The organism is Saccharomonospora iraqiensis subsp. paurometabolica YIM 90007 (assembly GCF_000231035.2).
Classification (GTDB): domain Bacteria; phylum Actinomycetota; class Actinomycetes; order Mycobacteriales; family Pseudonocardiaceae; genus Saccharomonospora; species Saccharomonospora paurometabolica.
Map to the genome: position 1 here is coordinate 194,559 of NZ_KI912218.1, position 10,397 is coordinate 204,955.

Consider the following 10,397-nt stretch of genomic DNA (forward strand, 5'->3'; position numbering starts at 1 on the left):
GGGCGGGTGCTCCGTCGTGGGCGGGTGCGCCGTCGTGGGCGGGGACGCCGTCGTGGGCGGGTGCGCGGCGACGACGGGGCACCCGACACAACTCACAGTACGTACGTACGGATTGCGGCCGGTCGGCAGCGGGTGTCAAGATCGTGGGATGCCACGGGTCAGCCAGGACCACCTCGACGCGCGCCGCCGTCAGATCCTCGACGGTGCCCGCGTGTGTTTCACCCGGTACGGATACGAGGGTGCCACGGTGCGCCGCCTCGAGGAAGCGACCGGGCTGTCCCGGGGGGCGATTTTCCACCATTTCCGGGACAAGGAGTCGCTGTTTCTGGCGCTGGCCGAGGACGACGCGGCCCGGATGGCCGACGTCGTCGCCCAGCAGGGGCTCGTGCAGGTCATGCGGGACCTGCTCGCCGGCACCAGCCCGCATCCCGCCGACTGGCTCGGCACGCGGCTGGAGGTCTCCCGCCGGCTGCGCACCGACCGGGAGTTCCGCGCCCGGTGGGCCGAGCGTTCGGAGCAGCTGACCACGGCCACCCGGAAGCGGCTGCAGTGGCAGCGGGAGTCCGGCAACCTCCGGGACGACGTCGGGGTCGACGTGCTGACCTCCTACCTGGAGCTGGTCCTGGAGGGGCTGGTCTCGCACCTGGCGATGGGGCTGCCCGCCGACGACCTCGAACCCGTGCTCGACGTCGTGGAGGAGAGTGTGCGCCGGCACCGGGGGCGGAGCGGGAGGTGACCGCCGCCCGTGCCGGGGGCCGCGGGAACACGACCTCACCGGTCGACGTTACCGATGGTTAAGATGTCGGCTCTACCGCCCCCGTATCCTGTTCCCGTCGAGGAGGAGTGACACTCGCGTGCGCGCAGCGCCGTCACCGGACGACAGTACCGGGCCGGGTGAGGAACCCGGCTGTCCCGATTCGTCCCGTCCCGTTCCGGATCCGTCCCGTCGCGGCCCCTCCCGTCGCGACCCGGCCCGTTCCGGGGGCCGCTGATGGACATCCTGCTCTCCGTTCTGGGTGTCCTGTTCGTCGTCCTGCTCACCGTGGGCACCGGCCTGGCCGTCGCCGCCGAGTTCTCGCTCACGACGTTGGAGCGCAGCACCGTCGAGGCGAACGTCCGCAACGTCGGTGACCGGCGGTCGAAAACCGTGCTGCGGGCCCACCGCACCCTGTCGTTCCAGCTCTCCGGGGCGCAGGTCGCCATCACCCTCACCACGCTGGTCACCGGGTACGTGGCCGAGCCACTGCTCGGGCGGTTCATCCGGCCCGCGTTGACCGCGGTGGGGATCCCGGACCCGGCGGCGGCCGGGACGTCGCTGGTGGTGGCGATGCTGCTCGCCACGACGTTGTCGATGGTGATCGGCGAGATGGTGCCGAAGAACCTGGCGGTGGCCCGACCGCTGCCCACCGCCCGGGCCGTCTCCGGCTATCACGCCGGCTTCTCCGCGTTGTTCCGCTGGTTGATCGACCTGATGAACAACAGCGCCAACTGGGTGGTGCGCAAGCTGGGCGTGGAACCGCAGGAGGAACTGCGGTCGGCCCGGTCACCGCAGGAACTGGGCTCGATCGTGCGCTCCAGCGCCGAGACCGGCACCCTCGACGAGTCCACGGCGGAACTGCTGGACCGGTCGCTGCGGTTCGGCGGCCGGACGGCGGGGGAACTGATGACCCCGCGCGTGCGGCTGGAGGCGTTGCACGTCGACGAGACCGTGCCCGACCTGGTGGAGCTGGCCCGCCGCACCGGGTTCTCCCGCTTCCCCGTCTACCGCGAGGATCTGGACGACATCCGGGGCACCGTGCACGTCAAGCAGGCCTTCACGGTGCCGACCGCCGAGCGGGACGGCACCCCGGTGGCGTCGTTGATGCGGCCGATGCCGACCGTTCCGGAGTCGCTGCCCGGCGACGCGGTGCTCGACCGGCTCCGGGACTCCCGTTTCCAGGTCGCGGTCGTGGTGGACGAGTACGGCGGCACCGCGGGCCTGGTCACCCTGGAGGACGTCGTCGAGGAGATCGTCGGGGACGTGCGGGACGAGCACGACCTGCAGGAGGAGCCGACCGCGCAGCAGCTCGCCCCGGACCGGTGGGTGGTGTCCGGCCGACTCCGGGACGACGAGGTGCTCGACGTCACCGGCTTCCGCATGCCCGAGGGGGACTACGAGACCATCGCCGGTCTGCTGCTCGACCGGCTCGGGGAGATCCCCGAGGTCGGGACCGCGATCGACGTGGACGGATGGCGGCTCGAGGTGACCGGGATGGACCGCCACCGCATCGCGGAGATCACCGTCCAGCGGGAGGAGGCCGGAACCGCATGAACGACTGGGTCTCGATCTCGCTGATCGTCGTGCTGCTCGCGGCGAACGCGTTCTTCGTCGGTGCCGAGTTCGCGCTGATCTCGTCGCGCCGGGACCGTCTCGAAGCGCTGCTGGAACAGGGCAAGTCGCGGGCCCGCATCGTGATCAACGCGACACGCAACGTCTCGCTGATGCTCGCGGGCGCGCAGCTGGGCATCACGATCTGCTCGCTGTTGCTGCTGCAGTTCGGCGAACCCGCCGTGGCGCACCAGCTCGAACTGGCCGTGGCGGCGCTGGGTGTGCCGCTGCCCGGGTACGTCATCCACGCGGTGGCCTTCACCGTCACCCTGGTGGCGCTGACGCTGCTGCACGTGCTGGTCGGCGAGATGGTGCCGAAGAACCTGGCCATCGCCGAACCCGAGCGGCTGGCGCTGTGGCTGGTGCCCCTGCACGTGGCCTGGGTGCGGGTGACCGGACCGTTCATCCGGCTGCTGAACGGGATGGCGAACTCCGTGCTGCGGCTGGCGAAGGTGGAGCCGAAGGACGAGGTGGACACCGGCTACACCTCCGACGAACTCGCGACCCTGCTGCGGGAGTCCCGCCGGGAAGGCCTGTTGGAGCAGTCCGAGCACCGCCGGTTGTCCCAGACCCTGTCCTCGGCGGGCAAGACGGTGTCGGACGTGCTCGTGCCGCTGGACGAGCTGACGATGCTGCCGTCCCGCCCACGGGTCGCCGAGGTCGAGCGGGCCGTGTCCCGCACCGGCTTCTCCCGGTTCCCGGTGCGGACCGAGGCGGGGATGCTGACCGGCTACATCCACGTCAAGGACGTTCTCGACCGGATGGGCGACGACCCGCAGGGCACGGTGTCCCCCGGCAAGACCCGCAGGCTCACCCGCCTGGCCCTGGATGCCAGGCTGGACGAGGCGCTGTCGGCCATGCGCCGGGAGGGCAGTCACCTCGCGACGGCGGTCAACACCGAGGGCAGCGCCGTCGGCATCGTCGCGTTGGAGGACCTGTTGGAGGAGTACGTCGGCACGGTCCGGGACGGCACGCACGTCACGGGGCATCCGTGAGCAAGCCGTACCCCACCCCCACCACCGCGGCCGGATCCGCCCCGGAACCGGTCCGGCTCGGCGCGGACGAGTGGCGCGCCCGCGAGACCGCGCACGCCCACCGGATGCGGCCGTGGACCGAGCCGCACCGGCGGCGCCGCTCGCGCGGCGAGAAGCATCCGGTGCTGGACTTCCTGTTCACCTACTACTCGCACCCGCCGTCGCACCTGGCCCGCTGGCAGCCCGGGCCGGACGTCGTCCTCACCGGGGAGCGGGCGCGGCGGTTCCTGGACCGGTCCGGCTACCGGGAGACCGACGCCGGGATCTCGGTGGACCCCGCGGCGTTCACCGACCGGCTCGCCCGGACGACGCGGCGCTCGCTGACCCTGCTGGAGGCCGTGGACCGGCGGCGACCGCGGCTGAACTGCTTCGGACTGCACGAATGGGCCATGGTCTACCGGGCCGACCCGGACCGCATCCGGCACTCCCAGGTGCCGCTCCGGCTCGGATCCGCGGGCACCGACGAGGTCGTGGCGAACTCCGACCTGCGGTGCGGCCACTTCGACGCGTTCCGCTTCTTCACCGACGAGGCCGTCCCCCGCAACCGGTACCACCCCACCCGCGACACCCAGGCCGCGCTCGACCAGCCGGGATGTCTGCACGTGGGCATGGACCTCTACAAGTGGGCCTACAAACTGGGCCCGTTCGTGCCCGCGGAACTGGTCGCCGACTGCTTCGAACTGGCCGCCGACATCCGCACGCTGGACATGCGGGCGAGCCCGTACGACCTGCGGGAGTTCGGCTACACGCCGGTGCGGATCGAGACCGCCGAGGGCCGTGCCGAGTACGCCCGCGCCCAGGCCGCCTTCGCCCGGCGCGCGGCCCCGCTGCGCGGCCGTCTGATCACGCTGTGTCGTGGGCTGCTGACCCGGTACACGGACGATCCCCCCGAGCCGTTGCCGGACCGGCACGGGGACCCGGCGCCGGAGAGATGACCGCGCGCGTCCGGCCCGGCCGTATTGGTCGTTATACACCTTCCGGTCCGGCGCTGTCCGACGGGAGAGCCGTACGAGCGATGCCGGTCAGCCGGTGCGGCGGGCGTTGCGCCGCTCGGAGAGCTCGTCCGGCACCGCGGGGTCGAGCTCCGCACCGTCGGCCCGCTCGGCCGGGAACTCGTGCAGCGTGCCGCTGATCTCCTGCATGGCACCGCTGACCGCGATGCCGAACACGCCCTGCCCACCCTGGAGCAGGTCCACGATCTCCTCCGGTGAGGTGCACTCGTACACCGTCGTGCCGTCCGAGAACAGCGTCACCCGCGCCAGGTCCCGGACACCCCGGCCCCGCAGGTGATCGACCGCGACCCGGATGTTCTGCAACGAGACACCCGTGTCGAGCAGCCTCTTGACGATCTTGAGGACGAGCAGGTCCTTGAACGAGTAGAGCCGCTGGGAACCCGAGCCGTGAGCGGTGCGGATACTCGGCATCACCAGCTTCGTGCGCGCCCAGTAGTCGAGCTGCCGGTAGGAGATGCCGGCGATCTGACAGGCGGCCGGACCGCGGTAACCCACCAGCTCGTCCGGCAGCGAGGAGTCGGGGAACAACTCCGTCTGCCCGTTCCCGGCGTGCACCGGGCCGTCGTCGACCACCATGCCTCCTCTCGCCCGGCGCGCGTGCGCCGGCAGGCGAAACAAGACCACCGGCTCCGGGACGGAACCGACCGGTACGACGATCGCGCCGCGCACGGGCATCCGGGTCGACCGGCCCACCCACCACAGGTCACGACGGCGCGCTCCATCGTCCCTTGACGGTATGCCCGCCCACGGGGGCGGTCAACGCGACGCGCGGGCACGGCCACCGACGGGTTTCGCCCCCACTCACACGGCCGGGGCCGGGGCCGTTCAGGTGTCGGCGCCGCGGAAATCCTCGGGCGAGACGGAGTCGAGGAACTCGCGGAACTTCTCGACCTCGTCCTCCTGCTCGTCCGGGATGAGCAGACCGGCCTCCTCCAGCACGCCGTCCTCGGCGTGGATCGGGACACCCACGCGCAGCGCCAGCGCCACCGAGTCACTCGGCCGGGCGGAGACGCGCACGTCACCGTCGAACACGAGCTCGGCGAAGAAGGTACCTTCACTCAGGTCGGTGATGATGACCTGCTGCAGCTCCCGGTCCAACGCACCGATGATGTCCTTGAGCAGATCGTGGGTCAGCGGGCGTGCCGGACGGACCCCCTGCTGCTCCAGCGCGATGGCCGTGGCCTCGACGGATCCGATCCAGATGGGAAGGTACCGCTCACCGTCGGATTCCCGCAGCAGCAAGATCGGCTGATTCGCGGGCAACTCGACCCGGACGCCGACGACGCGCATCTCGCTCATCGGGCTTCGCCTCCCTCTCCTGCGCGCGGGCTGCAGCGCTGTCACGAGGATCCCGCATCGACTCTACTCGACGCTACCCGTCATCTGGGCGCTGTGCTCGCCACAAAATCTCTGTCGCTCGCCACAAAAAATCGGTCGCTCGCCGCGAAACCTGTGTCGCTCGCCACGAACCTGTCGTTCCCGCGCGGACACGCCGCGTGCGTCGCGTCCGTCACCTGGTCGAGTTTACCCACCCGCCATGCCCCGAATACCGGATTTCACGAGCAGGGTGTGCAGACCGATCGACAGCGCCGCGAGCTCCGCCGCGAGTGCGTCCCCCCGCGCGCGGGCCTCGGGATCCCGGTTGCGGTAGACCGGTGTCACGATCTGCTCCAGCAACCCCACCTCGCGGTCGGCCGAGGCGCGGAAGGCCCGCAGGTGCCTCGGTTCGATCCCGTACCCGGCCATCGCCCGCGCGGTCCGGGCGATGGCCACCGCATCCGCGTCGTAGTAGCCGGTGGGCCCGGGCCGGACCAGTCCGTACTGTCGCAGCTCCGCCAGCATCGTCGGGTCGATCCCCGCCTCGGTGAGCAGGTCCGGCTCGGACAGCCGCACCCCGGGCTCCGGGTCGGGCAGCAGGTCCGCCGGGGCCGCTCCCGACGCCGGGGAGACCTCCCCGCCGTCGGGAGCGGCCGGACCGTCGTCGGAGGCCACCGCCACGAGCCTGCGCGGGGGTCGGACGGGCTCCGGAGCGGGGAGCACGGCCGCGGGGTCGTCGGCCCCGTCGGCCGCGTCCAACCGCTGCCTGATCACCTTCAACGGCAGGTAGTGGTCCCGCTGCGCGGTCAGCACGAACCGCAGCCGCTCCACGTCGGCCGCACTGAACTGCCGGTACCCGGACGACGTCCGCGCGGGCCGGACGAGTCCCTCCGACTCGAGGAACCGGATCTTGGAGATCGTCACGTCCGGGAAGTCGGGACGCAGCTGTCCCAGGACCGCCCCGATACTCAGACCGTCCGGCCGCGGCCGCCCGGCAGCCGTCACTGCGCCCCCTGACCTCCGTGCCCGGGTCCGGTGAGGAACACCAGCCGGAACTTGCCGACCTGCACCTCGTCGCCACCGGAGAGCACCGCCTGGTCGACCGGCTCGCGGTTGACATAGGTGCCGTTCAGACTGCCCACGTCGATCACCACGAACTCGCCGCCCTCCCGCCGGAACTCGGCGTGCCGCCGGGACACCGTGACGTCGTCGAGGAAGATGTCGCTGTCCGGGTGCCGCCCCGCGCTCGTGGTGTCACGATCGAGCAGGAACCGCGACCCCGCGTTCGGGCCCCGCTTCACCACCAGCAGTGCGGAGCCCGCCGGCAGCGCGTCGACACCGGCGTCCTGCGCCTCGACGGCAGGCGCCTCCTGGCCCTCCATCTCCGACGTGAAGTCGGCCCGGAAAACGGAGGTCCGCTCCGGAGACTGCTCCGGGGGAACGCCGGACTCGTCGTTCGTGCTCACCTGAGCTCTCCTTACGCACTGAAGTGTCGTCATCGAAACGTGGTGTAGTCAACGTACCGTGCCGGGACCACCCACGGCCCCGGGGCCTCCCCGATCAGCCGTTGATCACACCTGCCGAAACGTCGCCGCGTCGTCGGCCGCATCGTCCCACAGACGGGCCCGCACGCGCCCGTGTGACGGCGGAGAAATCGCCCCGCCCGCACCGGCCCGGACCGGGGGGCGTGTGCGCAGCAGCCGAGGGGACGGACGGCGGTCGCGTCAGGTGGTGCGGCGCCCGCCGACCGCGGCGGCGACCTGCCAGACGTAGAGCGCCGCGGACCAGAGGTACAGCACCGCGCCCCAGGTGGTGAAGGCGTACGCGAACGGGCGGGCGATCTCGGCGAAGGTCGAGTCACCCTGGGTGATCATCAACAACGGCAGCGCGTACATCAGCGTGAAGGTCGCGGCCTTGCCCACGTAGGTCACCTCGGGCGCGGCGAAGCCCGCGCGGCGCAGCACCACCAGCGCGATCCCGATGGCGATCTCCCGGGCGAACAGGGTGAGCACGATGGAGGCGGGCACGATGTCACGCAGCAGGAAGGCCAGCAGTGCGGCCATGATGTAGAGCCGGTCGGCGGCCGGATCCAGGATCCGGCCGAGCCGGCTCGTCTGATCGAGCAACCGGGCGAGCTTGCCGTCCAGCCAGTCGGTGAATCCGCCGAACACCAGCAGCGCGAGCGCCCACCCGTCCTCCCGGGGCCCCAGCAGCAGCCACAGGAACACCGGCACCCCGGCGAGCCGCAGCAGCGACAGCAGGTTGGGGACGGTGAACAGTTCCCGTGCCAGCGACTTGACCTCACCGACGGTGCGGCCGGGCGGAGCTTTCGTCACCCGCTCACCGTAGCCGGACCCGGGGTCGCCCTGATCAGGTGGAGCGCCGATAGCTCCAGCCCCGCTTCCGGAGGTCCTCCCCGGTCAGTGCCTGGGGACGCCCGTGCCGGTCCCGTCCCATCCAGCGGGGTCTGCCGGAACCACTCTCCAGGACGTAGGGGCGGCCCCGGCTCCAGACGACGCTGCACGGCGTGGTCGGTGGGGGCGGGACCGCCCCCGTGGTGGCCCCTGTGGTGGCCTCGGCGTCCCCCGGGTCACCGCCGTGCCGGGTGTCACCGCCGTGCCGGGTGTCACCGCCGTGCCGGGTGTCACCGCCGTGCCGGGTGTCACTGTCCTGTCGGGTGCCGCTGTCGTGTTCGGTGCTCATGGTGTCCTGCACTCGGTCGGTGCTCGTCCGCCGACGCCCGGCGGATCCGCTGTGGGAGGGGTTGCCGGTGGGCGCGTCCGACACACCCGTGGGCGCCCACTCACCCGCGACCATCGACACGTCACGACACGCTGTTAACCCGTCCGGCGCACCTCGACCCACGAACCCCCCGATCGGACGACACCGGTCGCACCCACGACGGTGCGGTGGTGCCCGGGGACGGACGTGCGCCCTCCCCGGGCACCACCGGGTGCCGCGGGCGGGGTCACTCGCCGGTGAACTCCGCCTCCCGGCGCTCCAGGAACGCGCGCACCGCCTCGTTGAGATCCCGGCTCGGCAGGAACGCGGCGTTCCAGGTGGCGACGTGCCGGAGTCCGTCCCGGATCCGCTGCTCGGTGTTCACCGAGAGCACGTCCTTGACCCCCTGCACGACCAGGGGCGGGTTCGCGGCGATCTCGCGGGCCGTGGACCGGGCCGCCTCCAACACCGCCTCCCGGTCCGGGTACACGTCGTTGACCAGGCCGATCCGCTCGGCGCGGGCCGCGTCGACGTCGCGGCCGGTCAGCGCCAGTTCCCGGAGGTGGCCGTCGCCGATGATCGGGGCGAGCCGCTGCAGGCTGCCCATGTCCGCGACGATGGCCACCTTGACCTCCCGCACGCTGAAGGTCGCCTCCGCCGACGCCAGCCGCATGTCGGCCGCGGCGATCAGGTCGACCCCGCCGCCGATGCACCAGCCGGACACCGCGGCGATCACCGGTTTGCGGGTGCGGGCCACGGCGGTGACCGCGTCCTGCATCCGGCGCACCTCGTCGAGGAAGTCCCGGCGCGGCTTCGCCAGGGCGTCGCCGCCGAGGTACTCCGACCACTGCGGCAGCATCGCCGCGAGGTCGAGCCCGTAGGAGAAGTGTTTCCCGCTGCCGGTCAGCACGACCGCGCGGACCTCCGGGTCGGTGTCCAGCGCGTCGAAGACCTCCGGCAGTTCCCGCCAGAAGTCGGGGCCCATCGCGTTGCCCTTCCCGGGGCCGAGCAGGGTGACCTCGGCGACGTGCCCGGTGCGCTCGACGCGCATCGAGACGAGGTCGTCGAACGGGGTGCCGGTGTCGCCCTGACCGGTGTCCGGGGTGTCGTCGGTGTCGCTCATGCCCGCCATCCTCGCCCACCCCGTCGCCCGTGCCGAGGGCGGGCCGACGATCACCCGGCGGGCGCCAAGCCGGCCACCGGGCCGATCACCGTGACCGCCGGGGGCCGCACCCCCGCCGCCGCGGCCTCGTCGGCGATCTTCTCCAGCGTGGACCGCACCACCTTCTGGGCCGGGACGGTGCCGTCCTGCACCACCGCGACGGGGGTGTCCCCCGGCCTGCCCGCCGCGATCAGCGCGTCGGCGAACCGTCCGATGCGTTCGACCCCCATCATCAGCACGACGGTGCCGCGCAGCCGCCCGAGCGCGTCCCAGTCCACCAGGCTGCGCTCGTCCCCGGGCGGCACATGCCCGGACACGACCACGACCTCGTGGGTCACGCCGCGGTGGGTCACCGGGACGTCGGCCAGGGCCGGGGCGGAGAACGCGCTCGTGATCCCGGGCACCACGGTCACCGGGACGTCGGCCCCGGTGCACGCCAGCAACTCCTCGAAGCCGCGGCCGAAGACGTACGGGTCGCCGCCCTTGAGCCGGACGACGAACCGGCCCGCCCGGGCGTGCTCGATCAACGTGCGGTTGATCACCTCCTGGGCCGCGGCGCGTCCGTACGGGATCTTGGCCGCGTCCACGACCTCGACGTGCGGGGGCAGCTCGTCGAGCAGCTCCCGGGGGACCAGCCGGTCCGTCACGACCACGTCGGCGCGGGCGAGCAGTCTCCGGCCCCGGACGGTGATCAGCTCCGGGTCCCCGGGTCCGCCGCCCACAAGCGCGACGCCCGCGCGGGGGGTCTCCGGCGTGTCGGCGTCCGCCGTGTCCGCGGCGGG

Annotated in this window: 12 protein-coding genes; 4 read left to right on the forward strand and 8 right to left on the reverse strand. The window is 72.2% G+C overall.

The annotated features are described in order from the left end of the window. The first annotated feature begins 148 nt into the window (after nucleotides 1-148). The 4 genes from SACPADRAFT_RS0208160 (at nucleotide 149) to SACPADRAFT_RS0208175 (ending at nucleotide 4,337) form a co-directional block, all read left to right on the forward strand. The gene (locus SACPADRAFT_RS0208160) at nucleotides 149-736 is read left to right on the forward strand and encodes a TetR/AcrR family transcriptional regulator (RefSeq protein ID WP_007025094.1); all 588 of its coding nucleotides are present in this window, start codon (nucleotides 149-151) and stop codon (nucleotides 734-736) included. 255 nt (nucleotides 737-991) lie between these two features. Continuing rightward, the gene (locus SACPADRAFT_RS0208165) at nucleotides 992-2,311 is read left to right on the forward strand and encodes a hemolysin family protein (protein WP_007025095.1); all 1,320 of its coding nucleotides are present in this window, start codon (nucleotides 992-994) and stop codon (nucleotides 2,309-2,311) included. Beyond that, entirely contained in the window at nucleotides 2,308-3,363 is a 1,056-nt protein-coding gene (locus tag SACPADRAFT_RS0208170) for a hemolysin family protein (RefSeq protein WP_007025096.1), read from the forward strand. The genes SACPADRAFT_RS0208165 and SACPADRAFT_RS0208170 overlap by 4 nt, the downstream gene beginning before the upstream one ends. A gap of 104 nt (nucleotides 3,364-3,467) precedes the next feature. After that, the gene (locus tag SACPADRAFT_RS0208175) at nucleotides 3,468-4,337 is read left to right on the forward strand and encodes a hypothetical protein (RefSeq protein WP_040924102.1); all 870 of its coding nucleotides are present in this window, start codon (nucleotides 3,468-3,470) and stop codon (nucleotides 4,335-4,337) included. Between the two features lie 87 nt (nucleotides 4,338-4,424). Here the strand turns inward: SACPADRAFT_RS0208175 and SACPADRAFT_RS0208180 are convergent, their stop codons facing one another. The 8 genes from SACPADRAFT_RS0208180 to cobA all read right to left on the reverse strand — a co-directional run. Next, complete coding sequence (locus SACPADRAFT_RS0208180; RefSeq protein WP_157577099.1) at nucleotides 4,425-4,991, reverse strand: MerR family transcriptional regulator; 567 nt, start codon at nucleotides 4,989-4,991, stop codon at nucleotides 4,425-4,427. A 249-nt stretch (nucleotides 4,992-5,240) separates the two neighbouring features. After that, complete coding sequence (locus SACPADRAFT_RS0208185; RefSeq protein WP_007025099.1) at nucleotides 5,241-5,714, reverse strand: bifunctional nuclease family protein; 474 nt, start codon at nucleotides 5,712-5,714, stop codon at nucleotides 5,241-5,243. A 225-nt stretch (nucleotides 5,715-5,939) separates the two neighbouring features. Then, nucleotides 5,940-6,737 carry a transcriptional regulator FtsR gene (ftsR, locus tag SACPADRAFT_RS0208190; RefSeq protein WP_007025100.1) on the reverse strand — a complete coding sequence of 266 codons (798 nt, stop codon included), beginning with the start codon at nucleotides 6,735-6,737 and terminating at the stop codon, nucleotides 5,940-5,942. Then, a complete protein-coding gene (gene garA, locus SACPADRAFT_RS0208195) occupies nucleotides 6,734-7,198 on the reverse strand; it encodes a glycogen accumulation regulator GarA (protein ID WP_007025101.1) in 465 nt (154 codons plus the stop codon). Before garA ends, ftsR begins: the two co-directional genes overlap by 4 nt. Before the next feature lie 258 nt (nucleotides 7,199-7,456). After that, the gene (locus tag SACPADRAFT_RS0208200) at nucleotides 7,457-8,068 is read right to left on the reverse strand and encodes a CDP-alcohol phosphatidyltransferase family protein (RefSeq protein ID WP_007025102.1); all 612 of its coding nucleotides are present in this window, start codon (nucleotides 8,066-8,068) and stop codon (nucleotides 7,457-7,459) included. A gap of 34 nt (nucleotides 8,069-8,102) precedes the next feature. Further along, nucleotides 8,103-8,435 (reverse strand): hypothetical protein, encoded by a 333-nt coding sequence (locus tag SACPADRAFT_RS0208205; protein WP_233357139.1) that lies wholly within the window; start codon nucleotides 8,433-8,435, stop codon nucleotides 8,103-8,105. Nucleotides 8,436-8,700: 265 nt separating this feature from the next. Further along, entirely contained in the window at nucleotides 8,701-9,576 is an 876-nt protein-coding gene (locus tag SACPADRAFT_RS0208210; RefSeq protein ID WP_007025104.1) for a crotonase/enoyl-CoA hydratase family protein, read from the reverse strand. 50 nt (nucleotides 9,577-9,626) lie between these two features. Beyond that, the coding region (cobA, locus tag SACPADRAFT_RS26335; RefSeq protein WP_007025105.1) for a uroporphyrinogen-III C-methyltransferase at nucleotides 9,627-10,397 on the reverse strand (771 nt) is incomplete at its 5' end.

Excerpts from the sequence above, each read along its gene's own strand:
- SACPADRAFT_RS0208160 (WP_007025094.1), top strand. The coding sequence starts at position 149 with ATGCCACGGGTCAGCCAGGACCACCTCGACGCGCGCCGCCGTCAGATC.
- SACPADRAFT_RS0208165 (WP_007025095.1), top strand. The coding sequence starts at position 992 with ATGGACATCCTGCTCTCCGTTCTGGGTGTCCTGTTCGTCGTCCTGCTC.
- SACPADRAFT_RS0208170 (WP_007025096.1), top strand. The coding sequence starts at position 2,308 with ATGAACGACTGGGTCTCGATCTCGCTGATCGTCGTGCTGCTCGCGGCG.
- SACPADRAFT_RS0208175 (WP_040924102.1), top strand. The coding sequence starts at position 3,468 with ATGCGGCCGTGGACCGAGCCGCACCGGCGGCGCCGCTCGCGCGGCGAG.
- SACPADRAFT_RS0208180 (WP_157577099.1), bottom strand. The coding sequence starts at position 4,991 with ATGGTGGTCGACGACGGCCCGGTGCACGCCGGGAACGGGCAGACGGAG.
- SACPADRAFT_RS0208185 (WP_007025099.1), bottom strand. The coding sequence starts at position 5,714 with ATGAGCGAGATGCGCGTCGTCGGCGTCCGGGTCGAGTTGCCCGCGAAT.
- SACPADRAFT_RS0208205 (WP_233357139.1), bottom strand. The coding sequence starts at position 8,435 with ATGAGCACCGAACACGACAGCGGCACCCGACAGGACAGTGACACCCGG.
- SACPADRAFT_RS0208210 (WP_007025104.1), bottom strand. The coding sequence starts at position 9,576 with ATGAGCGACACCGACGACACCCCGGACACCGGTCAGGGCGACACCGGC.